The organism is Tardiphaga sp. 37S4, from assembly GCF_021044645.1.
Classification (GTDB): Bacteria; Pseudomonadota; Alphaproteobacteria; order Rhizobiales; family Xanthobacteraceae; genus Tardiphaga; species Tardiphaga robiniae.
Genome location: NZ_CP088008.1, coordinates 598446 through 623420 on the forward strand (window position 1 = coordinate 598446; position 24975 = coordinate 623420).

Consider the following 24975-nt stretch of genomic DNA (forward strand, 5'->3'; position numbering starts at 1 on the left):
AGGCGGTACGAACGCATTCCTTGTCCGGGGTGAACGGACTCCTCGACTCTCTGACGGTCGCAAAGCCTATCAGCTGAATAATTCGCAATCGCGGCGGTCAGCTAACCTGGCCAAACGGAAAATTGGAACCTGACGGCCGGCAACGAATTGACCAAATTCCGAATTTTATTGAATTTATGGGGTCACGTGAGCCTTTTTCTCAGTCCCGTTCGAAGCACTTCGAGTTGTGGCGACCTTGTACAGCTGCCGACAGCTGAGGACTTGGTATGACGGGAATGATGGCTTCGGAGCTGCGTAACGAGGTGCTTTCCACATTAGGCGATCATATACGCCAGATATCAGACCCTGATGACCTTGCGTACGCCGCTGCGGAAACCTTAGGGCGGGCTTTCGGTGTCAGCCGCGCCGGATATGGAACAATTGACCCTTCCGCTGAAACGATCACGATAAGCCGTGACTGGAATGCGCCGGGCATAACAAGCCTTGCTGGCGTTCTGCATTTCCGCGACTACGGCAGCTACATTGAGGATCTGAAGCGCGGCATGACCGTCGTGTTTGCTGACGCTCAGAAAGATGGTCGAGTAGGAGATCAAGCGAGGGCCCTCGAGCTTATTTCAGCACGCGCCTTGGTGAACATGCCTATCCTTGAGTCAAACGGCGTAGTGGCGTTGCTCTATCTCAACAATGCTGAAGCTCGAGAATGGTCAGACGCCGAACTTGACCTCGTACGGGAGGTCGCTGACCGGACCCGGACTGCGGTAGAACGTCGTAGAGCAGAGGCAACTATACGGGCGAGTGAAGCCCGTCTTGCCTTTCTGGATGAACTCGGCAAAGAGACCGCGAAGTGCAGGAGGGCCGACGAAATTCTATCAATCACGACCCGGATGCTAGGCCAGCACCTCAACGTGTCTAACTGCGCCTATGCTGACATGGATGAAGATCAGGACGGCTTCACTATTCGCGGGGATTGGGCAGCACCTGGCGCGAAACACATCTTGGGTCACTACAGCCTTGCTGACTTCGGCAAAAAGGCCGTTCAAGAGCTCGGTAATGGCCGGCCGTTGATCATCAATGACAATGCTCAAGAATTGGATCCGGAAGAAGCCCAAACCTTCCAGGATATTGGGATCGGATCCACCATCTGCATGCCCTTCGTCAAAGAAGGCTGCTTAACGGCATTGATGGCAATACATCATCAGACCGCTCATCGCTGGGCCGCTGGCGAGCTGGCCCTTCTCGGGGAAGTTACCGAAAGGTCGTGGGCTCACATTGAGCGGGTCCGTTCTGAAGAGGTGGCGCGCGAAGCCGCAGAACGCCTCGGCCTTGCTAACAACGCAGCCGGTATCGGAACGTGGGACTTTGACCCGATACATAACGTCCTTCGCTGGGACGCGAGATGTAAAGCCCTGTTTGGCCTGTCCTCCCAAGCCGAGATTTCATATGAAGAATCGTTTCTTGCGGGGCTCCATCCTGACGATCGCGATCGTGTTCATCGCGCGGTGACCAAAGCGCTGGACCCTTCCTCCCCCGAGACGTATCGCATCGAGTATCGGACGATTGGGATCGAGGACGGAATCGAACGTTGGCTCGCTGCGACGGGGGACGCAATATTCGTCAATCACAACGCAGTGCGCTTTGTTGGCACTGTCATTGACATCACGGCGCGTAAGAAAACCGATCGGCATCTCAGAATCTTGAATGACACGGGGGCAACCGTCGCCAGGGAGCGTAATCTGGAGACCATTGTCCAGACCGTTACGGATGCTGGCCTTGAGCTCTGCGGCGCGGAATTTGGGGCATTCTTCTACAATGTTCTCTCGCCTGAGGGCGGGAGCTACATGCTCTACGCGCTCTCAGGCGTGCCCAGATCGGCATTCGCGAATTTTCCGATGCCGCGAAATACAGCCGTGTTTGAGCCGACGTTCCTTGGCACGGCGGTGGTCCGATCGGAAGACATCCTCGCCGACCCGCGATATGGCAAGAACGTTCCCCGCAAGGGAATGCCCGAAGGCCACCTTCCGGTGCGCTCGTATCTTGCGGTACCGGTCATCTCGCGCACCGGCGACGTTTTGGGGGGACTGTTCTTTGGCCATAAAGAAACCGGCAAGTTCCAGGAAGAACATGAAACGGCGCTTTTGGGGATTGCGGGGCATGCGGCGACAGCCATCGACAATGCGAGACTGTTTGCAGCCGCCGAAAGGGAGCTCGCCGAGCGAAAACGGGCCGAAGCGGAACTGCAGGCACTCAATATCAGTCTGGAGCAGCGCGTGGCTGCAGAGATTGCCGAGCGTTCGAAGGCGGAGGAGCAGCTGCGGCAGGCCCAAAAGATGGAGGCGGTTGGCCAATTGACTGGAGGGATAGCTCACGACTTTAACAACATGCTCGCCGTGATCATTGGCGGCTTGAATTTAGCCCGCCGGAAGCTGGCAAAGGGTGACTTTGACATCACCCGCTTCATCGATGGAGCCCTGGACGGCGCGAACCGGGCGGCCACTTTAACTCAGCGTCTACTGGCCTTTTCCCGTCAGCAGCCCTTAGCGCCGGAAGTTATCGCCGTGAATCGTATGATTGCGGGTATGAGCGAGCTCCTCGATCGGTCGCTGGGTGAGATAATCGGAGTCGAGACGGTGCTCGCAGCGGGTGTGTGGAATGTCCAAGCCGATCCGGCTCAACTTGAGAGCGCGATACTCAACCTCGCAGTCAATGCACGTGATGCCATGCCTCAAGGAGGGAAACTGACGATCGAAACGATGAACGCGTCCGTGGATTCGGCGTATGCCCGACAGTACTCAATTGAACCGGGTCAGTTCGTTCTCATCGCAGTGACCGACACCGGCGCCGGTATCAGCGGCGATGTGCTGAACAAAGTTTTTGATCCGTTTTACACGACCAAAGAGGTCGGAAAAGGCACGGGCCTTGGCCTTAGTCAAGTATACGGCTTCGTGCGTCAGTCGGGCGGTCATGTAAAGATTTATTCGGAGCTTGATGTTGGTACGACCGTGAAAATCTACCTGCCGCGTTTCTACGGCGAGGTTACGACCGATGCTCCGACTGGGGCGGTGCGCGCAGACGTGGGGCAGCATCAAGAGCTGGTCCTGGTGGTTGAGGACGAAGAACGCGTGCGAGCGATTTCTGTCGAGACGCTTCGAGAACTTGGCTATTCGGTCATACAAGCTGCAAGCGCGCGAGAAGCTATTCACCTCATTGAGAACGGCTCACGGCCTGATTTGGTTTTCACGGACGTTGTGATGCCCGAAATGACAGGCAGTGAGCTCGCAAAAGTCCTCCAGCCGCTGTTGCCCGACGCCAAGATTTTGTTCACCACGGGCTATACGCGAAACGCCATAGTCCATAATGGCGTTCTGGACGCGGGTACGCATCTGATCTCAAAGCCTTATACAATCAACGATCTTGCAGAAAAGGTCAGGGCGTTGCTTGACGGCCTCTAAGTACAAAGCTGCGGCGCCTTAAGCTGAATGAAAACAACAGATACAGGAGCTCTGGCTGCCGACGTATTCCCTCGATCAGCGCGATCAATTGACGCTCCTCGGCTAATGCCCATCAGCCAGATCGAAGGTGCACGGAGGCCTCAATATCAGGAACAGACAGCAAATCGATTGGGATATACGCACTTGGATTATGTAAGCAGAAGTGGATGATTTGGTCCCGCTGCGAGATTGGTGAGTGCAGATCAATAGGTCTCGCCGCGTCAGGTTTTTCGACGATGCCCCGATTTCTTACGTCTTGACAGCGCAAGTCAGATCGAGGAAATGCGGCCTCCCGCTAAATTTCCGACGTCACGATGGTCAAATCCGAACTTGTTCAACGCATCGCTAAGCAAAACCCGCGCCTCTACCAGCGGGACCTTGAGAACATCGTGAACGCGATTCTCGATGAGATCGTCGCTGCGCTGGCACGCGGTGATCGGGCTGAGCTTCGCGGTTTCGGCGCATTCTCGGTAAGGCATCGCCCCGCTCGTGCAGGCCGCAACCCACGTACTGGAAAACATGTTACCGTGCACCAAAAGAGCCTTCCGTTCTTCAAGGCCGGAAAGGAAATGCGCGATCGCCTGAATCGCGAAAATGCCGCGCCGGAAATGAGCGCTGCCTCAAGACCGGCCGCTGGTTTTTCGGGGAGTTAAACCAGCTTTGTCTAATCGTAGGGGGAAGTCTGAAAACATTTTAGGCGCGATCGCCAAGGACCGGCGCTTTCCTCACGCGCAGATTCTTTCCTGTCTGGGGAAAATGCATACTGCGTGTCACAAACGAATAGGCGGAAACCTCAACGACATCCGCTACTTTATTGGCAGCGAGGTATGCAGCACCTGGTACGCACCTGCGTACTGCGTACCGTAGGATAACGGTCTGTTGCCGGATGCTTAGCGGCGCGTGCCTTTAATGAAGTTTTGAGACGAGCTTCGAAAATAGGCCGTTCCGATACAGAAGCCACAGCTCACGAGATGTCTTTTGCTGTTTGCTATCGGACACGTCCATTTCTCCGCATTACGAGCGCACGATGCCTATTGATCGTGAACGTTCAGCCACAATTGGATTGCTCGCGCGGCACGCATCCACTCGCTGGAGCTTTGGGGGACGCTTCGGCCGTGCTGATATCCAGCCAGATCGCGGATCGCAGTCAAAGCTGCTCGTTCAGCTTCGGCCATCGCGGGAGAGGTGTTCGTAGTAACCTGCTCGGTGGCCAGGCCGTTCAGCAGAATGCGGGCTTCCTGCTCGGTGCTGATCGCGGCGACCTTCAGGATCGATCTGCAGTAACGGGCTTTAATGAGGCTTTGGTCGTCGCTCATTCGAGAGCGCTCGGCGGCTTGGGCATTTGGCAGCGTAGGAAGGTCAAACTGGTTGGTCGTTTCAAGATGCAGCCTTGGTCGATGGGACCATAGAACAGGCAATTGCCGGCTTAGTTCCCGGCCGTGAAGGCAGATCAAATTTCTTTCAGGAGGTAGCGAGCGCGGAGTTGCTTCTCTATTCGCACCACAGCCTTTGTTAGATCGGGATAGTGCCGGCGTTCGGTGGCATTCGTCAACGCGGACCAATTGCCGTTACCGATTGGAATAATCGCAATCCCCGCATTGGGAAAGTTGGAGCCTGCCAGCTCCTCGTGAAAGAGCCAGATCAGCTCGTTGGCGGTCGCTTTCTTTTTAAGCATGGAGGTCAGACTTCAGGACGTGGTGGGAGTCTGACATCCTGTAAGGGATCACTCCGGGGCGCGCAATTCATATTGATGGCACAGTTTGTTTACCGTCATTTCCAGCGCGCCACGCAAAGCACCTGGATCAATTCGACCTTCTGTGAAGGCATACAGAGTCCAATTCGTATCGGCTCGAAGGTCACTGTATTGGAAGTCGACTGCCTCCAGCGTCTCGCAACCTGGGCGTTTTCTCATCTCCGCGAGGACTTCGCGCTGTAGCTCCTTTTTAGAAAGTATCACTTTCATCGATTGGCTCCGGCGAGTTTTCCAGAAAAAAGCCGCTGTGGCGGATCGTTCCCGGTCGCGAAGGTTCAGCAATGAATGATCACTCTGTCGCCATGTTTCACGTCGCCCTTAAGGTGGTCATCAAACGTGCAATCATCGTGCTCGATGCGCTCGGCGACTCCGAGATGAGGTGTCAGAACCAGGGGCAGGTCTGGATAGGGCGATCAACGAGGTGCGCTGGCTGAGGGTATATTCACTGACAACGCTCACCTTGAGTGAAGAAATGTGCCCGCCCCGGAGACGTCCGCGGCGGCCGCAATTGTTTCTGATTGTCTCGCCAATAGTCTGGCAAATAGAAAGGCCGGCATTCATTTGCCGGCCTCTCACTGACGTCAGCAGTCTTTAGAAGGTGCCGGTGCCGAAGTTGCCCAGATTGAAGCGGTAGTTCAGGCCCGCTTTGATCGTGTGCTCGTCGTTTCGGAAGCCGCCGATAGCAAACGTCGGAGTGACGAAACTGGTCGTCCCGAAATCGTAGTACTGATATTCGACCTTGCCCGACCAATTCTGGCTGAACAGATATTCGAGACCGCCGCCAACTGTGTAGCCATCCCGTCCACCATTGCCGGTGAAGCCGTTGGTAAAGCGCGAGTCGGCCCAGGCGTAACCGCCCTTTACGTAAAGAAGGGACGGGCCCCATGTGTAACCGAGACGGCCGGTAACCGAACCGAGACCGCGGTTTGCAAAGCTGCTGCTGGTGTCAATGAAGCTGTAGTTCGCTTCCAGACCAAACACCCAGTTAGGCGCGAACTGTGTGTCCCAACCGATCTGACCGCCGCCCATGAAGCGACCGTCGTCACCGCCGCCGAGAACGTTGTTCGAATTGCCGCGGAAGGCGCCGCCGACGTGACCGCCGATATAGAAGCCGGTCCAATTGTAGATTATCGCGGGCGCCATTGCGGGCGCCTTGGTGTAGGGACGTGCCGCCATGTCGGCAGCCGAGGCCGATGTTGCAGCGAAAAGTAGCGCGGCCGTTGCGAGTAAGTACTTTTTCATGTGTCGCTCCATTTTGAATCTGTAGCGAGATCGTATGAACTAATCCGCCCCACTACCGTCTCTCAAAAGGCACACACGGGGACGATCGCGCCGAAGTTGTCAGCTGCAGGCGGGAACAAATTAAAGCGTGCGGCACCCGCTACCGTCTGGTTCCATGCGTAGGAAGAGCGACGTTGAGCATCCAGCTGATCGGCAAGCCTTGATGGCAGCATGCCGGCGTGACAGGCCTGATCATGGGCACGGATCGAGGCGGGACACCTCCGATATCCAGACTTCGGTATTGAAGCTGTCCGCCTGCAGCACCGGGAGCGAGGCGGGTTTCGCATTTAACGGGCGATGCTAGTGATGTCGTTGCGCAGCATTATTCTAACCCGTACTCTCGTTCTTCTGTCTATCGTCCTCGATTTTCGCGCTGCAGCGATCATGTATCGTTATTGCGAGTGTCGGCGATCCGCACCTGGGTGCACTCGAAGTCCGTTTCTTCGGAATGTGGGCGACAAGCTCTACTGACTAATGGCAATCTGACTATTCGTTACGTTCGACCAGAGACGGGCTATCGCCTCGGAGAAGAGCTCGTGCTTCTTGGATCAGTTCGTTGGCGATCTGTTCGTTGATCAGAAAATCGTAGTGCCCATCTCGGGTGACTAACGTCAGAGTACCAAGGAGCGGGGAATCGTGTATCGACATCACGCCCACATCGAGGGCCAGCAGCGCCTCGAGGTCATCCTCGGCGGGCATGTTGAGTGGTTTGTCATGCAGGGAAGCCGCTGGTTTCTTTGTCATGCTTTGAGCTTACCCGAGCGCAGTACGACATTTGGAAAGTCGATGAGATCTGGCAAGGTGGGTGTCAGCATGCGGGACACTCATCGCTCAGCCCATCGAGCACGCTCTCGACCGCCGCGATCCGCTTCTTTTTGTTTTTGCCCGAGAATGTTCGGTGTACTGCCAGTGACAGAGCGTAGTCCACAGCGTGATGGCTGTGTCGCAAGCGCTTATAACCGTGGTCGGGGCATGGAGTGATCGCGTGCGCTTCCATCAGTAGATCTGCGGCCCACATCTCTAGTTCATTCTCAGTCTTTCTCTTGGGCATGGTTAGGCCTTCTTGGTTCGTTTCGGCTTTGGAGGAGGCTGCTGCGGGATCGATCGAAATATTACGTCGCCGATGACGTGCCGCTCGGTCGTCTCGATGCTATCCGCTGCGAACGAGAGGCGATCACGCCAATCCCGTCCCATGGGATCTGCTCTCGTCGCAATGGCGCGGGCCACATCCTCGGTCTCGGCGGGGACGATGGCAATCTGTCTGCTCTTCTCAAGCAGATTCAATGCAGGCGTTAACCGCCACAATCGATTGGTTTCGGGAACCAAAACGGGTGGAGCGGCGATCTCGGTGACGGGTTTGTCTTCGTCGGACATAAGGGGAAAACGACAACCAGCACGCCATGTTCCTTGGAGAGATGGGGAGCAGCCGGGCGTGCGCTTATTACCGGGATCGATGATCTGCGTAACCAGCAATCACGGCCCCTACGGCGATGCCGATAATGATGCCAGCGGTCACGTTCCTGATGGCAATGCCGAGGACAGCTCCAAGGCACACCCCTAACGCAATGCCTAGCCCCATCCTCGAAGGATGTTGTTCCATCGGATTCCAAACCAATTGGGATAAGATAGCTTAGGGAAGCGGCGCGCTGTAAGTCCAGATGTTTAGGGCGCCGGTCGGGTCTCTTCGTGGAAAAGGCAAACGCGAGGTCGAACCGGAGCGCAAATCTAACATCAGGCCTTATGCGCCATCACCGCCAAGAATGAAGCGCCGTCCTCGAAGAACAAATCCTTCATCATCGAGGAGATGGCCCCGAGATCGTGCGCCGCTATTGGGAAAGGCATCACGTTCGCCTTGACAGGTTTTTGGAGCGAATTCGTCCGAGCGCGCACGCTTAAAGAGGCGGCCCAGCGCCCGTTTGGACTCAGGCGCCGAGCCTAACCAACAGCCGCTGAGGAAAGCTGCCGGCTTCGTAAAAAATCAACGCAAACCTAATTCGTTCCTCGGGGAAGATCGGCCCGACGGCGGATGGGATCGACCGCCGGGCCGCCTCACTGAACTCGGTGCGGAATGATCCCGAGCCCGGTGATGGAAATTTAGAGAGGCCCGGCGGCGGTCGAGTTGGGTGCAAGGGTACGCCGCCGAGCCCGGAAGGCAGACACACAGAAACTGCCGACCGCGGGAAAAATTGGCAAAAACAGATTTAGTTCCAACCAAGCCCGGCAGCGAGATGGCCCGACGCTCAACCGAATCCATGAGCGCCGGGCCTAGCCTAAGCGTGGCTTCTAGGGTCACGCCGACCATCGACCTCTAGCATCACAACCCAAGGAACCTCAATGATCCGCCTGTTCTCCGCGTGCGTTTTGCTGTGCGCATTTTAATTCACCGGCGTTTGCCCAGAAGTTTCTCGAAGGCGTTGTCTCGATTGGCGTCAAGTTGACCAAGGAAGAAACGTGCATCGCGAGCCAGTACGGCGTTGGGGATGGCTACCACGGCCGTAGGACGGCTTCGGGCGAACGGTTCAACACCTACGCCCGATGGCCGCGCACAAGAGCCGGCGCTTCGGTAGCCACGTCACGGTCACGAACAAGAACAACGGCAGATCGGTGCGGGTCCGCATCACGGATCGCGGCCCGTTCATCAAGGGGCTGCATCGACCTGTCTCGAGCAGCAGCCAACGCAATCGGCATGGGCGGGATCGCGCGCGTAACCGTTCAGTAGCCCACGAGGCCCGAGAGGGCGACCGGGATGACCCGGTCATGTTTACGGTGCGATTCTCAGCCGGCGAGAAACTAGGCGACTTGAGACAGAATCCAGTTATCATTGACGTCGCCGGTGGCGGGCGGGGAGAATACCGTTTCGATGTCGAAGCTCGTGTACATGCGGCGAAGAGCTAAGAAGCATGGAGGCCCTGCGATGTGGATAACATTAATGGCTTGCTTCGCTTGTTTTCTGATCGGCGGATATGCGGGCCTCTGCCTTGGTTACTACTCCGGTACGGAAGTGGTCCGGGAAGAGGTGCGAGAGTTGTTGGACAGACGGTGGCCGATCGCAGGTCAGTCGGCAGTCATTCAGGACAACAGCGGCGCCTTCTCCGCAAACTGAACGACGGCCTGTCGTCAGGAATGCCTCCATTTAAGTATACTCCGGCGCGTTCCTCGACCCTCCGCGCTCGTTCTTGGTATTTCACCGCCAGAGCATTTAGCTGATCGGACACTGATCGATACCCGCCGAATTTCGCAAACTCTTCGCACCTTCGAGATATCGCTCTCAGGCGTGCAGCCGTTGCGATCGCTTCTCGTTGGGGCGCCGTCAGAGCCATCGACGCACTCGGCACAGCGCTACCAATCGATCCACAATCTCGAAAGTGGTCTTTTGCGCAGTTCGATACGCTCTCCACCTTTGGCAGACGTGAGTCTGGCCCTTAGCAAGCAAGACCGAAAACATGATTGAACCGCCATGTTGCGGCGCATAATCTTTTATTGCCGAGAAGGTAGCGTCGATATGGAGGATGGAAATGCCGCACGAATATCGGGTGTGGACCGATGATGATCTTGCAAAGTTACGAGATCTGGCTAGCAGATCTCCTGGCGATATTTCCAGAGAGTTGAGACGGACGCGAACGGCCACCGTGTGCAAAGCTCACCTGCTTGGTATTTCAATGCGTAGGCCTGCAAATGCAGGACGTCCACGAAATTGGTATAAGTAGCCGCAGGGATCGTTCACCTAGACTTTAGTTTTCGGAGCGATTCGAACGCCCGACCCTCACAATCGAAATGCGGTGCTCGTTCATGGCATTGCAACATTTTCCCGATTGGAACTTAACGACAGTCTTTTTTGTTCTTCCCCGACAAACGGGGCGTGATGGATGGTAGAAAAGGCCGGAACGGAAGCGTTGCGCAAGCGACGGATGGTGCACATCGAACAAGCGTCACCCAAAGCAGAGCGAAAGCCCCTACCTTTAGGAGCTGACGCGCGTAGGAACTCCCGGGTCGTGCTTGCCCTGGCCCTTTTCGGCCTCGGGGCATGGACCGCCTCCGCTTTTCTGCCGGCCCTGATATGGGCCACCATTCTCGCAATTGCCCTGTGGCCGCTGTACCTTAAGTTTGCGGGGCGCTTTTCGTCAGGTCCTTCAAGTCTGGCAGCGTTCATCTTCACCGCAATCGTGGCTTTGGTGCTGTTCACCCCACTTTCACTTGCCATCTACCAAATCGCGCAGCAAGGCGACGTTCTTGTGAGGTGGCTAAAGCAAGCCAGCGAGAGCGGTGTTGAGGTGCCGGATTGGGTCGCGCGTCTACCGCTCGTTGCGGAAACTCTGCAAACTTGGTGGCGCGCCAACCTTTCGAATCCAAAAGCTGCAGCGGCATGGCTTCAAACTGTTAACGCGGATAATGCGTCGGAGTTGTTTAAAACATTCGGCTCACAGCTGCTTCATCGTCTTTTTCTGTTGCTGTTCTCTCTCCTGACCTTGTTTTTCCTCCTCCGCAATGGTCGCGCCGTCACGAGCCGTTTCCTCGAGACGTGCGACCGCCTTATCGGCAATCCAGGAGAGGGACTCGTCGAGAAAATGGTCGAAGCGACGCGCGGCACGGTCAACGGTACAATTCTCGTCGCTGTGGGCGAAGGACTGCTTATTGGTGTCGGCTTCTTAGTCGCCGGTGTACCGACCCCCGTGATGTTTACTATAATAACGATAGCATTCGCGATGTTACCGTTCGGAGCCTGGTTGGCTTTCACCGCGGCGGCATTAGTTCTGGTCTCCGGCGAAGGCAGTGGGTTAGCGGCCGCCGGGGTGTTTCTATGGGGGGCGATTGTTATGCTTGCTGGCGATCACTTCGTATGGCCGACCCTGGTCGGTGGTTCGGCGCGACTTCCCTTTCTTCTAGCATTTGTTGGTATCTTCGGAGGTATTGCTGCGTTTGGCCTGTTCGGCTTATTCCTAGGGCCTGTCATTATGGCAGCACTACTGACCGTGTGGCGCGAGTGGATCTTCCGGCCAGTGCCGCAGTAACTTTGTCCTCCTTCTTGAAGAGCTCCGCAAAATGAAAGATTTCCATATGAACTACGCTAGCAACTAATAAACCAATGAGGTGCCTTTGCCGTCACAACATAAGTAATGGTCCAAAGATCGTGGCCCGCGGGAGGGGCCCACACGGCAGAAATCAGCTTTAAGTCAAGGCGTTCTGCGCGGAATTTATTAGTTTCTCAAGCCGATCCCCGGCATTGATGTAAACCTTCAGCGCCGCGAAGCTCGCGCGCAGGCAACGAAATAATGGGTCTAGCCGCGTCTCAGCAAGAATTACTCGACTAGAGGGTTCACTAGATCGCGCCCGTCAGCAGTGGCGAATCCGCGCGGCAACGAAAGGCAACTCGTCGTCTTACAACACCCGACCGGCGAAACGGCCGCTCTTGGCGCACGGCCATTGTAAGGTTGAGTGCCTTGCTGTGAGTGACCTCCAGCCCGCATGTGGCTCGCGTAGACGGCTTGCTTCAGGCTCGCCCACAGGCGTCATGCGCGCCATCGAACGGCTTGGCCTAATAAATCCAAGCGAAATCTAAAGCCCCCGTCGTCCGCCTTAGCCGCTGTTCAGTACAGGACTTGCGGCAGCCAAGGTTAGCGAGAAGATCGGCGCATTCAATTCGATCTACTACGTTCCACCTAACTCACGCGACCTCACGTCGATAGGCAGCTCCAGATCCGCGAGCACCCATCCAATGCGGCATCGCTGCGCCGTCGCGGTGGCTGCCGCCGACGCTGGCGGCGGCCACCGCGATCACAGCGCCCAGCAATATGGCCGCCGCGACGGAGAAGGCCAGGATCACTGAACTCCGTCGAGATTTGGCTATCGACGCTTGAGAGGTTGCAATCGCGGCATCGACGCGTTTTTCCGCCTCTGCGCCGGCGAGACCGGTGTTCGCGGCAACGAGTTGAGCAAGATAAGATCGATCCTCGCTGCTCATTCCCGAGTGGCTCGACGAGGTCAAGAGAATTCTTCCCGCCTCCGCACGTTCCTGCAGAAGGTCTACGTTTGCGGCGCGACGCAAGGGCCTGAACAGGCGGTCGATCTCGTAGCTTAGCAAAGGCTCCGCAGCGCTGGTGCGTGCCGACGATCCGTTACTGTTCGGCCGCGTTAGTGTCGCGCTTCCAATGAAGGCCGCAAGCGCTACGCCAAGAACAACGGCAAGCGCCCACGCAGCGAGTCCATGTAGACCATCGCGCTGTTCAATTTCGGCGGTATCCAAAGCAGCGAGACCGACATTTGTCCGCCCGGCAATATAGCCTCCCACTCCGAAACTCAGCGCGGCTTGGAGAATGAGATAAAGTCCCGACAATATCCAAAGCGCAGCGGAGGCGTCCCGCCAAGTCGGAGCCGTGGATGAAACGCCAAGTCCGATCGTTACGCCAAAGGCCAGCAGAATTGACGAAAGCGCGGTCGCTATGAGGGCACCGAGGATTACGGGCGTCCAGCTCAAATACCTTGAGGGGACTTCAATGGAAGCTGCGGCAGGTTCAATCGATTTAATCATCTCAGCGCAGCCCGAAGAATGACAACACGGCCAAGATGACGACGATTAATCCCACCAGATAAATCAAACCATTCATCGTTCTTCTCCTCGTTTTGTTACCGTCAGAGCCTGCAGTCCTCACCGCTGTATTCAAAAGCAATCGCTCGCTCGTCTGCTGCATGAATCGACTTTTTTGCCCTGCGTTTTCAAACTCTCGAATATTGCTTATTGTTCCCGACGCGTTGAGGCTCGCGGCCTTAAGTGACGGTGGCTCTACCTGCCGCCAGGGGCTGCGGCGCATCCTCATCGCTCGCTTGTCTCTTCTCGGCCTCGAACGTATTCCCCAACCGGGAAAAGATGATTGTGGCCGAAGGCGCCCGTCGGGATGGCCGCCGGGCGGTAAAAACGACCTCGCGTGCAAACGGCGAATAGGCCAGCTGCGGTCGGCGGTCGTCGAACATTCGGTGATCCGACGACGTCCATGATCAGGCGACCGTCTTGGTCAGGAATGTCTTGAGGCCGTCGATCTTCACTGCCGGACGTAGTATGCCGTATATCAACGTCGCTTTGAAGGTTGGAGCGACGCCGGTGTTACCCGCAGCGAGACAATCGCTGAGGCTGCGGCCGGGCTATTGAACGTCAGTTTACGTCGACATACCGCGCGCTTCTCCGCTAAGGCCGACGTTTCGGGAATAACTGGCAACTTTCGCCGTCATGCTGAGTTGGCACCGACTGTAAGCAATCGCCGGAGCGAGAATGGCTGACGAAGTGAGAAGGGCGGCAGAGACAGCCTGGACGGTGTACAGGGCGGCGCATCCCGACGTCGATATACAGGACAGCCGCCGCTGCCTGCTGGAGCGCCATCTGCACAGGAGGCGTGAAGCGCGAGAAAGCGATACCGAAGAACTCACCAGCTTCGGCATAGCGCACCTGCGCCGGCTTCCCCAAGACGAATGTTGACGGGCATGAAAATGCTCGCTGGATTGGCTCAGGGAAGCACAAGGCCGAATTGGACACTGCTCGCGATTTCATTCCTCATTTCCGCGACCATCGTGACAGTCCTGCGGTTCGTGTTCGGAGGCTAGCCGATGCGGATTGACCAACTTGCTTCGTTGTAGGTTGCGGCGAACTTGACGCCCCGGCCCGTGAACGGGTCGGCAGAATGCCGAGCGTCGTCTAGTCCTGAGCCGGCGTATGGACATGGCGACGACGAAAGTTACGATGAGGGGATTGCGAAGTCAGGACGGAACCCGCATCATCCGTCCATCAAGACCCGGCGGCGTCCGCGGCTTCGCGAGCTTTTTCGCCCATGCGTTGCACAGTCCTTTCACCGACCTTCTCGGCAGCAGCGCGTGCCTCGCACTTGGTCCGGATATCCTCTAATTCCTCGTCGGTCAGATGCTCGATGCCGACGAATGAGTTATGAGCGGCACTTGTTCGGATGAGTTTGTCTAGCTTCACCTGGATGGCGGCGCTGTCTCGGTTCTGTGAGTTTTGGATGAGAAAGACCATCAAGAACGTAACAATCGTCGTCCCAGTGTTGATGACAAGCTGCCACGTGTCCGAGTAACCGAACAGAGGACCGGTCACGGCCCAGATGATCACGACGGCGGCTGCGACGATGAACGTCGTGGCTCGACCCGCGAGTTGAGAAGTCTTGTTAGCAAGGTCTCCAAAAAAGCGGGAAAATCCGCTGCGACGTTCGTTGTTTGATACTATTGAATCCATTTGCCGATGCGACCTTCCACAACATGCCGTGCAAATTCAAGGCGATGTAATTTATTGGTCGAGCGCTTGGTCACGCCAGGCGCCACATTTCTTGGCACCCATGGATGACGTGACGCTCAATAGCCCAAAAATCATTACGCGCAAACGCTGTAGTAAGCTCACCAGGTCAAGGGTAGTTGCTCGGAATCCTCAGGTTGCATCACTTGTGGCCTTGAAATGCGCCGGCTTGCATAGTGGGGCGTCTGGCGCATCTTACGCCGGCGGGGCGTTTCGGTGACTTGGCGGAACTCAGTTGGCTTGCGCTCGGCGGTGTTTGTAGAGGCGAGGATAGGTGTCGGCTTCGCCGGCTCGACAGCAGCCGGTTGTAGGTGAACTTGACGCGGAGCGGATCCGCCGCCTTCGCCGCGCAGGCATTCTTCGGAGTAGTATGGCCAGTTTTGCTTTTCGCACACGCTATCGGCAGCAGTTAGCGAAACCCGCGCGGCGTCTTGGTCCATGGGCGCTCTGCCTGATGTGATTAGCGCGTCAGAAGCTCCTGCGGGGGCATTAGGCACCGCGGAGCCCTGGGTCGCAAATGCTAACGTGATGAAACCAGCGAAGATGATTAAGCCAGCTGCACGTCGATCGAATGTCTTTAGAAAAGTCATGCGGATAACCTTGTCAGAAAGGAGGAGGTGGCCCATGCGGGCCACTTCCTAGGATCAATCCCAACGATGACGGCGCTGCTTAATCACTACCACCCGCTCGCGATTGCGCCAGCCGCGGTGCCATCCATGATCGCGGCGATATTCCGCGCGAGGGCCGCGGTAGCCGCGCTCATAGTCCCGGGACATTCCGTGATCCTCGCCGATGCGAACGCGCACGTCCTGCGCACTTGCAAAGGTCGGGGTAATTATGGTCGCCACGATGGCAGCGGCAAATGCGTAAGTTGATAACTTCATCTTCAAGCTCCCTTGTTCAACCGAGACGCCAACGGGATAAAGTGGCAATCGTTCCGCTGTCGCTGCATTGATCCGCACAAGGCCAAAAAAACTGCCCGCGGATGTGGACCCGGGGCAGTAGAGTGAACGAGGAACGAGTGTCTAGCGCCACAAGGCGGCGCCGGGCCTAACCTTCGATGATGTAGACGATCTCATGCGTCTGCGGTCGAAGGATAACGTAACGACCATTGACCAGAATGAAGTCGTATCCGCGCCATTCTGGATAGATTTCGATCACTCGCGTTGGAAGCGGGTGCACGCGCACCGTAGACGGTACCGTCACGCCTACTGAGATGTTGAAGTTTACGTTGCGAACTTCCTCGACCTTTTCTTGCCGGATCGCACTAGTGATCTGCGTGCGCTTTTCAGCAGGAAGGGCAACGGTTGCAGACGTCGCGGCATTGCCCGTCGTAGACGCGGAGCCGGCCTTGCCGTCGCCGGTCTTCGCGTCAGTGGCAGCCTTGGTATCGCTTGTCGACTTGGTGTCCCTCGCGGCCTTCGCGCCCTTAGTGTCGGTGCGCTCTTGCGCAGAGGTCCCGGCTTTATCCGACGGAACGACGGCAGGCTTATCCTGGGCGGTCGTTGCTGGTTTGGCAGGCGCGGCCTTCTGGTCGGAGGCGGCCTTGGCATCAGGTGCAGACTTGGAATCGGTCATCGGCTTGCCTTCACTTGCCGTCCCCTTTGCAGCGGGCATGTTGGTCGAAGGAGCCTCGCCGGCCCGCGGTGCTGATGCGGCAGGTGCATCGCCGCCCTTTGATCCGCTCGCGCCGCCCTGCGCCAGAGCGAAAGCAGTCGTGGCAATCAAGGCAATGGCGGCAGCCGATCCCATCAATCTCCTATTCATTTTATGACCTCCACTGTCGAGACCGCTCATTCGGTCCTATCCAACAACAGCGAAAGCAGTTTCCTGGTTCCGTTCTTGGATGACGATTCCGGGTAAAAGAAGCAATACGAGTGGCGCCAAATTCCAAAATATGCCGCTCATATGAGCATTTGTCTTCGAAATGCCGAGCTCAGGAACCCATCACAAACCGGGAACTTGTGTCAACGGCCGCATGGTGCGGTCAAAGGAGAGCAATATGAAACGGATGATGATCGCCGGGGTCGCGGCCTTTTTGCTTACGGTGGGAAGTGGAGCGGCCGTGGCCGCTATGCCGCTAGCGCCGATGACAACTTCGGGCGATGCGATCGAGATAAAGGGCGGCCACGGTCATGGTCATGGCCACATGCATCGTGGTGGACGCGGACATCATTACGGCTGGTCCCGCGGGCGCGGGCATCATTACGGCTGGAGCCGCGGCCGCGGTCATCGTCATCATTGGTGATAAGTCCGGCGGGCGCGATTAAGCGTCCGCCACTCGTTCCGGGCCTGGCGCTGTTGTTGCCCGCGCCCACGCACGCAATGCAGCAGCGTTTCCGCAGTGAATTTCGCGCGGATCCGGCGACAGGCGTCGCGCCTCCCTAAGACTGTGGCAGCACTTTCTCCCATGTCATAGGAACGCTAGCCACTTGTCGATCCACGTCCTTAGGCTTTAAGCCTGCGGCTGATGGGAGCTGTGCCGAAAGAAGTGGCCAAGACTTGATCGTGAAGAACTCTAATTTAAGCCCATCTCGACGGCTATACGGATAAGATCGGAGTGGTTCCGTGCGCCCAGCTTCTGCTTCAGTAGGGACGTGGTATTTGCTACCGTCTTGTAGGAGATGCCGAGCGCGTCGGCGACCTCAACGATCTTGTCGCCCCGGCCGAGGAGCCGAAGAATTTCCAGTTCCCGGGCAGACATGCTGGTGGCCGGATTTGCCCGGATAGCAGCGCCTGAGAACGTTACTGTCTTTGCGAGATGCGGAGAAATGAAGTTCTCACCCGCAGCCACTTTGCGTACTGCCTTGATGAGCAGACGCGGATCGTCGCCCTTAGAAACATAACCTTGGGCACCGAGCTCGACGGCTCGGACCACAAAGGCGGGATCGTCATTCATGCTGAACATGATAATCCGCGCGTCGGGATCATCCTTGCGGATACGACGCATCAACTCGAAGCCGGAAAGATCCGGCAGATTGACGTCGATGATCGTCACGTCGGGCCGTTTAGATAGATAGGCGCGGTGCCCCGATTTCTCATCGACCGCCTCATCGATGGATATTGTAGGGTCCGACGCAAACAGCGAACGGCAGCCCGACACCACGACGGGGTGGTCATCGACAATCAGGAGCTTCACAGTCTGTGCCATCGGCGGGACAATCTCGCAATTATGCTATGCATATTGGATTTCAACGCTTTGACCAGAGGAATGGTGCCGGGTTGACCAATTTAATGATTCCAATGTGGACGACTTTGTCGCTGCGTGCACGCATTTGCGTGCTGCTCGGCGGCATGTTTCTGAGCGCCCTGATCGCCGGCCTCGCTTTGCTATGGATTTTCTCCTCGGATCAAATTTTGGAGGAAAACGAGCCATCGGCGCGGTCGGCAATCACCGTCGCGGCGGGTTTGAACGCCGCTCTCGCGGCCTCCACAAGACCCGACGCAATCCTTGCGGCGTTCGTCGATCAGCTCGGTTCGACACCTGCGGACGCGATCCGGTTTCGCCGTGATGGCGAGGTGCATGCACCGGAGCAGGGCAAGACGTCCGGTAGGGTCCCGGAATGGTTCGTGAAAGCGCTGTTCGTGCCTGACCTTGCGCAGCATATTCCCGTCCTGGTCCAAGGTCGCCGGGTCGGCGATCTTATTTTCGAACCAGATCTCTCTGCGCAGATCTACGAGAAATGGATCGGCTTTCTCTCGCTTCTCGGGTCACTCGTCGGCATGGCATTGCTTGCCGGCCTCTTGTCGTTTGTGACGATTGGCGCAGCGCTGCAGCCCTTACGCGATCTCGCTGAGGGGCTGGCACGGCTCCGCACTGGTGACTTCTCGAAGAAAGTCGATTGTTCCGGCCCCCCTGAAGTTCGGGAAAGCAGCTTGTCCGTGAACGAGCTTGCTTTGACTCTCGGTCGCCTCAGTTCAGAGAACCGAAGTCTATTACGAAGGATGATCTCCATCCAAGATGAGGAGCGACGTGACATCTCGCGTGAGTTGCACGATGAACTTGGTCCGCTTCTGTTTGCTATCCGGGCTAACGTTACTGCTATGATCGACGACCGCGGCAGCGGCACCAACCGGTCCATGGGAGAGGAGCGTGTGCTGCAGGCGGTCGAGGCTTTGCAAATCGCCAACCGCCGCATTCTTGAGCGGCTGCGACCAATGCTCATCGAAGAGCTGGGTCTGGATGCTAGCATTCAAAAGCTTTTGCGTGACGTACACGCGCAGGTGCCTGAAATGGCCGTGACATTCGAGATCGATCCCCGGATCGTCACGGCGGACAGTGTGGTCGCTCAGACCGTATACCGTTTGCTGCAGGAAGGCATCACCAACGTCCTGAAACATGCCGGTGCGTCTAAGATGAGCGTGAAGACCGAGGTGACGAACGAAGCTATTCTGGTCGAGGTTGCCGATAATGGTGCGAGGGCGCCCCTAGAGCCGAAATTCGGACGGGGCCTGACGGGGATGCAGGAGCGCCTCCGCGCCTTAGAAGGAAAGTTTGACTACATCCGTGCCGACGGATGGACAACAATCCGGTGCAGCCTACCGCTGGCAGCGCCGGATTAGGTTGGACCGGCCGTCTTTGCCATCGGCGTGATCTCAAAACCGGCCAGCGAGAGAGCCGTGATCACCACCTTTGCAACGCAGGTCGCTTGCTCGCTCGTTATCGGCAATTTTTCTCCGTTGCGGTTCTCGATAGAACAAGTGCTAATAGCCTCGGCTATGATCGTCATTAGCTGGAAGTCATCCACCTCTAGCAACTCCTGAACAAAGCAACGACCTGCTTAAGTCTTTAGGAACGGCACGTTGAATAGACAGGGCTTGGGGCCTCCGATCTATTATTTGACGATGCGAAACGCCGCGTCCCGGGCACGTGGCGGGTCTTCCGGCTGACGATGATGCGCCATGCTGCGCAGTGAATCGGTGGGCCTCCACCCCTTTGCGGAGGAGCTTCTTGTCGGAGAGCTGTCGCTTTCGCCGATGGCAAATAGAACTCCCAGCAGTACGGCGCCGACCCACACGAAATATTGAAATATGGGCAAGATGATCCTCCCACAAAGACGCATCGAACTGGTCGAGGCGGCCCTTGCGGCCCGCCTCGAAAAGCGCGCTTAGTCGATCACTTCGACGATACGATGGGTGCCCGGGTCGACCAGTACGGTCCGATCGTTGACCACCGTGTAGCGATAGGCAGTGGAACCGTACTCTCGCGGAACTTCATAATAGGTGACGCCGCTGTCGGGCAATACGGCACCGACGCGTAGCTCGCGGTCATACCGGTACGACGGGTGACGGCGCTCGGTGACGTAGCTGTGGAAGCGGGGACGGTTGGCCTCGGAAATGCCGCCTGCCGTGGCGCCGGCGGCAGCGCCAACGGCGGCACCGACAGGGCCGCCGACGGCGCCACCCACGATTGCGCCGCCGACGGCTCCGCCCGCCGCTCCATTCTGAGCGAGGGCTGGCGAGAAGTAGGCCAGCGAAGCGATTGCAATGGCAGCCGTGGAAATGAATTTCATGATCGTCCTCCTGGTGTGTTGGCGGAGTGAAAACTGCCAACACTTAAGGTCGTTCCGTCGAATTGCCGCTTTATCCCGACATTTCTCATCGACCGTGTGGAAGGCGGGGAAACGGTTTCTAACCGAATGATCGGGGACCGCGCGCCACGTTGGTACTCGTCAATACATTGACTTATATGACCTATCATAACTATTGGATGTGATTCAGAAAACGTGGTGCTGACTATTGTGAGCCCTGGCAGAAATGGACGAGCGGGAAATCCTGGTATCTCGATTGCGGCCGAGGAGGAAGACAGCTGCATATAGAGCGCGGGGATTTGGACGCGCATCCGGCGTCGGAGGAATTGTTTGTCGACATCGCCGAGGCGGCTGACGCTCCATGCCGGGATTGACCGCTATGAGCTGGTGGAATTCTGACATTAGAAAATAGTGGGACCGATAGCCGACTAATGCATAACCGAACTATGAACAGAAATCCTAGGCGCGAAATGAACACAGACAATGGTGCGGACGAGCACGTTATCTACCAAACGAGATTTCAGGGAAGGGTACTGGATTTCCGCGGGCGTCCCGTTTTCCTGAGATACGACTGCTGTGAGTTCGTCAAATGCCAGATACTGCTCGATGAGGGGACCACCAGCGTCGCTTTCACGTACTGCACGTTCGAAGATTGCAACATCGATGCAATCCAAGCCGACGAGCATCGAGGCGTGGTCGCTCGCGATAATATTTTCAAGCCGCCAATAGAAGATCGCAGGCTTGACTTAGAACGACGCTTAGCGTTGGCGCTCGCTGCGAGGGATGTGTCACGCGGACGGAGGTTCCCTTAATCGATCGATGTGCTCCTGAAATTGTTAATCACAACAGAGGCGTGTTGCCCACTCGATTAGCACTTCGGCAACGGGACCCATTGAGTGATCGAGTCATGCGTGTCCCGCTTTCCGCTACGCGCGAAAGCGGCTGGGCACTGCCGTTCGCTAAGGTTCAAGCCGCGCCGACATGTGCTGCAAGCGCGAGACGTCGTGGAGCGCTGGACACGCGGTTGCGCATCCTTGCGATTAGTCGCGTCGACTCTCGCTAATCGGAACCGCGATACCGTGACCGGTCGGCACAAGCACCCGTCACCGATCGAAGTGACGGGTGCTGACGCGCGTCAGTTCTCTGTGCAGACCTTCATGGTCTTCATGCCGGTTTCGGCTTCCGTTCTGGTCTTGAACGTTCCGTTGTCGACAATCGTCGTTGTCGTGGTCGTTGGCTTCTTATCAACGATTGTGCACTTCTTGGTGGTGGCATCGCGCACCACGTAGTAGTCGCTGGAAACCGTCGTCGTTTGAGCGAAGGCCGAGGTACAAGCGAAAGCAGCTAGGGTTCCGGCGAGATAAAGTGTTTTCATGGTGTATCCTCCAATTGCAAAATTTGCGAGACGCAAACGCGTCAATCAATCCGCGCAATTGCCGAAAGTTCCCGATCATGGTTTGGCGGTGAGTCAAGCAAAGGCACGCAAGCCGGCCATATGATCCGCCGTTACGGGAAAGAATGGCATAAGCAAGGGATGTCGCGCCGCTATCGTAGGTCCAGGCTTTTTTCGGCAATCAATGGAACGCGTCAGCTAACAGCTTGTTGGAGGATCCCAAACACCAACCTATGAGGGACCTATGAAACGCGTTTCGACTATCTGTGTCGCCGCTCTCCTGATCTCGGGAGTAGCCCATGCCCAGAGCCCGGCGGCAAAAGATCGTCCGGGCAACAATGCCGTCAACAGCGAGCAGAAGAACTCCAATGCGCCGGTCGCCGGACGCAACTCCTTCACCGAGGGGCAGGCCAAGAGTGCCATCGAAAAGGCTGGGTACACGAACGTCACCGAACTGAAAAAAGACGACAACGGCGTATGGCGCGGCAAAGCGACCAAGGGGGGCTCGACCAGTGCGATCAGCGTCGATTTCCAGGGCAACGTCAACGCAGCAAAGTAATCGGAAGGTAATCTCATGACCGTGACCATTTCGCGTTTGTACGATTCGTATACGGAAGCGCAGAAAGCTGTCGGAAGCCTTGAGGCCGCCGGCGTTCCTCATGGGGACATCAGTATCGTGGCCAACAACTCCGAGGGCTGGTTCGACGGCAAGAAGGACCGCGACGGTGATGGCGTCGATGATCGCGCCGAAGCAGCCGGCACCGGTGCCGGAATCGGTGCAGGGATCGGCGGCGCTGCGGGCCTTCTAGCCGGACTAGGGCTGCTTGCAATTCCTGGCCTTGGACCAGTTGTCGCGGCAGGATGGCTTGCCGCCACGGCAGTCGGCGCTGCCGCCGGAGCAGCAACCGGCGGCATTGTTGGTGCTCTGACCGAGGCTGGCGTCTCCAAGGAAGATGCACCGCTTTACGCGGAAGGCGTTCGCCGCGGCGGCACGTTGGTCTCGGCAAAGGTCAACGAGGCCGATCGCGCGCGCCTCGAGGCGCTGATGAGCCCATCGTCAGTCAATCTCAATGATCGCCGTGTGGCCTGGGAGAAGTCGGGTTGGAGCGGGTATGACCCGGCAAGCCCGCCCTACGATGCGGGGCAGGTGCGCAAGGAGCGAGAATTGTACGGTCGTTCCCGATAACAACGATGGCCCGCTTCGGCGGGCCATTTTTTTCACCGGAGGTCAAGCTCAGCAGTCAGGGCGGAGTGGTGTGGCGTGTCAGGCGGCCGATGCGAGACACCGGGCTACGCGACGGGGAATTATGAACAACCGGCGGGATAAATTGGCAGCACTAATGCGGATCAATGCAGCATCGTCGAAGCGCTGCGTCCGTCGTTGAAAGCTGATCTTGAGGGTTTTTGTGAGTCATCCGGCAGGGGGCATCTTGGCTGCCGCATTGAATGGTGACTTAGCGGCCTCGCACGGCGTGAACCGAGTGATTGAACGTCTATCGGTAACCGGACAGCGCTATTTTTACTCGTTCTATGGTCAGTTCGTGCGCCGTCGACTGGCATTTGACACCGGCCAACCGCGGGTTGGGAAACGCCAGCGTTTAGTGAGGTAGAGTCGGGAAACACCGGCAATCAAGGCAAGCGCAGAGCGCTGAATGTTCCAGCTCGCGGAACTCGATGGTGCAGCGCGTGTTATTGCATATCACTCTGGCGTTTGGAGACACCTTGAACCGCAGACAACTTCTCGGCGCTTCGGCCGCTTTGCCATTGATGACGATTATCCCGCGCAGCGCCCGCGCCGCTCCCGGGCCTGTGCCGTTCGACGCCGCCGTGGTGCGGCAAATGGCGCGGGAAGCCGCCGCCAAGGCGTTCAAGGCGCCAGACAACAAGCTGCCAGACTCCCTCAAGGATCTGGACTACGACCGATACCGCGCGCTGCGCTTTAATCCGGAGAAGGCTTTGTGGCGCGGCGAGAAGCTGCCCTTCGAGGTGCAGTTCTTTCATCGAGGCTCGTTCTACACCAATCGCGTCGATATCTATGAAGTGGCCAATGGCCAGGCGACCCAAGTCCCTTATCAACCTGAGAATTTCTCCTTTGGCGCTACGCCGCCCCCGCCGGCCGGGGCTGACTTAGGCTTCGGCGGCTTCCGACTGCATGCCCCGATCAACAAGCCCGATTACTATGACGAGGTTTGCGTTTTTCTCGGCGCCAGCTATTTCCGCGCGGTGGCCAAAGGCCAAGTATACGGCTTGTCCGCGCGGGGCCTGTCCATCAACACCGGCGAGGCGGCCGGCGAGGAGTTCCCACAGTTCAAGTCCTTCTGGATCGAGAAGCCGGCGTCCAACGCCAACTCGATTGTAGTCCATGCGTTGCTCGACAGTGAAAGTGCCGCGGCCGCCTATCGGTTCACCATCCGGCCAGGCGATACGACCATTTTCGATGTAGAAATGGTCATTTATCCGCGGGTGGAAATAAAGAACACTGGCCTCGCGGCGATCACGAGCATGTTCTTCTTCGGCCCGAACGACCGCAAGGAAGTGGACGATTTCCGCCCTGCCGTGCACGATTCGGACGGTCTGGCAATTTTCAACGGGCGAGGCGAGCAGCTCTGGCGACCCCTGCATAACCCGCGCGATCTGCAGATCAGCTCTTTCGGAGACCGAAATCCGCGCGGCTTTGGACTGATGCAACGGCAGAAAGACTTCTCCGACTACCAGGATCTCGAATCAAGTTTCGAACGGCGCCCCAGTCTCTGGGTGGAGCCGATTGGCGATTGGGGCGAGGGATCGGTGCAACTGCTGGAAATTCCGACCAAGGAAGAGATTCACGACAATATCGGTACCTTTTGGCGTCCGAAAAACCCGCTTCCAGCAAAGGGCGAACTCGCGTTTACCTACCGCCTGCATTGGGGGCCCGATCAACCGAAGCCGTCGGCGCTGGCGATCTTTTCACGCAGCGGCATCGGTGCGCGCGGGGACGATACCAAGCTATTTGTGCTCGATCTGATTGGCGACAAGCTCAAATCCATCGATCCCACCAAGATCAAAGGTGTTGTCACGGCCGAAAAGGTTGAAATCCGCAATATCGTAACACAGCGGAATCCGCAAAACGGCGGCTGGCGCCTGAGTTTCGAAATGCCGGTCAAGAGTAAGGCGCCGGTCGAATTGCGCGCTTCTTTGATGCAGGACGATCAGGCGATCTCCGAAGTTTGGGTCTATCGATGGACACCGTGAATGTGAAG

The 24975-nt window shown here is 57.2% G+C and carries 24 protein-coding genes and 1 pseudogene; 10 read left to right on the top strand and 15 right to left on the bottom strand.

Annotation, left to right across the window (positions count from 1 at the left end; genetic code table 11):
• Positions 1-266 precede the first annotated feature (266 nt).
• Both LPB73_RS02840 and LPB73_RS02845 read left to right on the top strand, forming a co-directional pair.
• Complete coding sequence (locus tag LPB73_RS02840) at positions 267-3449, top strand: GAF domain-containing hybrid sensor histidine kinase/response regulator (RefSeq protein WP_231079537.1); 3183 nt, start codon at positions 267-269, stop codon at positions 3447-3449.
• A 353-nt stretch (positions 3450-3802) separates the two neighbouring features.
• A complete protein-coding gene (locus LPB73_RS02845) occupies positions 3803-4141 on the top strand; it encodes an integration host factor subunit beta (RefSeq protein WP_093760814.1) in 339 nt (112 codons plus the stop codon).
• A gap of 378 nt (positions 4142-4519) precedes the next feature.
• Here the strand turns inward: LPB73_RS02845 and LPB73_RS02850 are convergent, their stop codons facing one another.
• The 6 genes from LPB73_RS02850 to LPB73_RS02875 form a co-directional block, all read right to left on the bottom strand.
• On the bottom strand, positions 4520-4804 hold the full coding sequence (locus LPB73_RS02850) for a hypothetical protein (RefSeq protein ID WP_231079538.1): 285 nt from the start codon (positions 4802-4804) through the stop codon (positions 4520-4522).
• A 134-nt stretch (positions 4805-4938) separates the two neighbouring features.
• Positions 4939-5163: a hypothetical protein gene (locus LPB73_RS02855; protein WP_231079539.1), complete on the bottom strand. Its 225-nt coding sequence runs from the start codon at positions 5161-5163 to the stop codon at positions 4939-4941.
• Between the two features lie 48 nt (positions 5164-5211).
• Positions 5212-5451 (bottom strand): hypothetical protein, encoded by a 240-nt coding sequence (locus tag LPB73_RS02860; protein WP_231079540.1) that lies wholly within the window; start codon positions 5449-5451, stop codon positions 5212-5214.
• Between the two features lie 381 nt (positions 5452-5832).
• A complete protein-coding gene (locus LPB73_RS02865) occupies positions 5833-6483 on the bottom strand; it encodes an outer membrane protein (protein WP_231079541.1) in 651 nt (216 codons plus the stop codon).
• A gap of 525 nt (positions 6484-7008) precedes the next feature.
• Positions 7009-7266 carry a hypothetical protein gene (locus LPB73_RS02870; RefSeq protein WP_231079542.1) on the bottom strand — a complete coding sequence of 86 codons (258 nt, stop codon included), beginning with the start codon at positions 7264-7266 and terminating at the stop codon, positions 7009-7011.
• 309 nt (positions 7267-7575) lie between these two features.
• Positions 7576-7995 carry a hypothetical protein gene (locus tag LPB73_RS02875; RefSeq protein ID WP_231079543.1) on the bottom strand — a complete coding sequence of 140 codons (420 nt, stop codon included), beginning with the start codon at positions 7993-7995 and terminating at the stop codon, positions 7576-7578.
• Positions 7996-9019: 1024 nt separating this feature from the next.
• Here LPB73_RS02875 and LPB73_RS02880 point away from each other — a divergent pair.
• Together LPB73_RS02880 and LPB73_RS02885 are read left to right on the top strand one after the other, a co-directional pair.
• A pseudogene (locus LPB73_RS02880) lies at positions 9020-9241 on the top strand (septal ring lytic transglycosylase RlpA family protein); the annotation flags it as partial.
• 1273 nt (positions 9242-10514) lie between these two features.
• Positions 10515-11531 (top strand): AI-2E family transporter, encoded by a 1017-nt coding sequence (locus LPB73_RS02885; protein WP_231079544.1) that lies wholly within the window; start codon positions 10515-10517, stop codon positions 11529-11531.
• A 653-nt stretch (positions 11532-12184) separates the two neighbouring features.
• Here the strand turns inward: LPB73_RS02885 and LPB73_RS02890 are convergent.
• Together LPB73_RS02890 and LPB73_RS02895 are read right to left on the bottom strand one after the other, a co-directional pair.
• Positions 12185-13048 carry a hypothetical protein gene (locus LPB73_RS02890; RefSeq protein ID WP_231079545.1) on the bottom strand — a complete coding sequence of 288 codons (864 nt, stop codon included), beginning with the start codon at positions 13046-13048 and terminating at the stop codon, positions 12185-12187.
• Between the two features lies 1 nt (position 13049).
• Positions 13050-13328: a hypothetical protein gene (locus tag LPB73_RS02895; protein ID WP_231079546.1), complete on the bottom strand. Its 279-nt coding sequence runs from the start codon at positions 13326-13328 to the stop codon at positions 13050-13052.
• Between the two features lie 455 nt (positions 13329-13783).
• On the opposite strand from LPB73_RS02895, the gene LPB73_RS02900 reads away from it, so the two are divergent.
• A complete protein-coding gene (locus LPB73_RS02900; RefSeq protein ID WP_231079547.1) occupies positions 13784-13987 on the top strand; it encodes a hypothetical protein in 204 nt (67 codons plus the stop codon).
• A gap of 306 nt (positions 13988-14293) precedes the next feature.
• Here the strand turns inward: LPB73_RS02900 and LPB73_RS02905 are convergent, their stop codons facing one another.
• From LPB73_RS02905 to LPB73_RS02915, 3 genes are all read right to left on the bottom strand, one after another.
• A complete protein-coding gene (locus LPB73_RS02905; RefSeq protein ID WP_231079548.1) occupies positions 14294-14755 on the bottom strand; it encodes a low affinity iron permease family protein in 462 nt (153 codons plus the stop codon).
• A gap of 701 nt (positions 14756-15456) precedes the next feature.
• Positions 15457-15696: a hypothetical protein gene (locus tag LPB73_RS02910; protein WP_231079549.1), complete on the bottom strand. Its 240-nt coding sequence runs from the start codon at positions 15694-15696 to the stop codon at positions 15457-15459.
• 166 nt (positions 15697-15862) lie between these two features.
• Positions 15863-16609: a DUF1236 domain-containing protein gene (locus LPB73_RS02915; protein WP_231079550.1), complete on the bottom strand. Its 747-nt coding sequence runs from the start codon at positions 16607-16609 to the stop codon at positions 15863-15865.
• Between the two features lie 205 nt (positions 16610-16814).
• On the opposite strand from LPB73_RS02915, the gene LPB73_RS02920 reads away from it, so the two are divergent.
• Complete coding sequence (locus LPB73_RS02920; protein WP_231079551.1) at positions 16815-17060, top strand: hypothetical protein; 246 nt, start codon at positions 16815-16817, stop codon at positions 17058-17060.
• Positions 17061-17330: 270 nt separating this feature from the next.
• Here the strand turns inward: LPB73_RS02920 and LPB73_RS02925 are convergent, their stop codons facing one another.
• Positions 17331-17963 carry a response regulator transcription factor gene (locus LPB73_RS02925; protein ID WP_231079552.1) on the bottom strand — a complete coding sequence of 211 codons (633 nt, stop codon included), beginning with the start codon at positions 17961-17963 and terminating at the stop codon, positions 17331-17333.
• Between the two features lie 71 nt (positions 17964-18034).
• Here LPB73_RS02925 and LPB73_RS02930 point away from each other — a divergent pair, with 71 nt between their 5' ends.
• Positions 18035-19375, top strand: coding sequence for an ATP-binding protein (locus LPB73_RS02930; protein ID WP_231079553.1), 1341 nt, complete (start codon positions 18035-18037; stop codon positions 19373-19375).
• Here LPB73_RS02930 and LPB73_RS02935 read toward each other — a convergent pair.
• The 3 genes from LPB73_RS02935 to LPB73_RS02945 form a co-directional block, all read right to left on the bottom strand.
• Positions 19372-19560 (bottom strand): hypothetical protein, encoded by a 189-nt coding sequence (locus LPB73_RS02935; RefSeq protein WP_231079554.1) that lies wholly within the window; start codon positions 19558-19560, stop codon positions 19372-19374. The two genes, LPB73_RS02930 and LPB73_RS02935, sit on opposite strands and share 4 nt — an antisense overlap.
• Positions 19561-19920: 360 nt before the next feature.
• A complete protein-coding gene (locus LPB73_RS02940; RefSeq protein ID WP_068738747.1) occupies positions 19921-20325 on the bottom strand; it encodes a DUF1236 domain-containing protein in 405 nt (134 codons plus the stop codon).
• 1153 nt (positions 20326-21478) lie between these two features.
• Complete coding sequence (locus LPB73_RS02945; protein WP_068738743.1) at positions 21479-21718, bottom strand: hypothetical protein; 240 nt, start codon at positions 21716-21718, stop codon at positions 21479-21481.
• Positions 21719-21980: 262 nt separating this feature from the next.
• Between LPB73_RS02945 and LPB73_RS02950 the strand changes: the two genes are divergently transcribed.
• From LPB73_RS02950 to LPB73_RS02960, 3 genes are all read left to right on the top strand, one after another.
• Positions 21981-22295 carry a hypothetical protein gene (locus tag LPB73_RS02950; protein WP_068738741.1) on the top strand — a complete coding sequence of 105 codons (315 nt, stop codon included), beginning with the start codon at positions 21981-21983 and terminating at the stop codon, positions 22293-22295.
• 15 nt (positions 22296-22310) lie between these two features.
• A complete protein-coding gene (locus tag LPB73_RS02955) occupies positions 22311-22922 on the top strand; it encodes a hypothetical protein (protein ID WP_068738739.1) in 612 nt (203 codons plus the stop codon).
• A 581-nt stretch (positions 22923-23503) separates the two neighbouring features.
• Positions 23504-24967, top strand: a complete 1464-nt coding sequence (locus LPB73_RS02960; protein ID WP_231081050.1) for a glucan biosynthesis protein G — start codon at positions 23504-23506, stop codon at positions 24965-24967.
• The last annotated feature ends 8 nt before the right edge of the window (positions 24968-24975 follow it).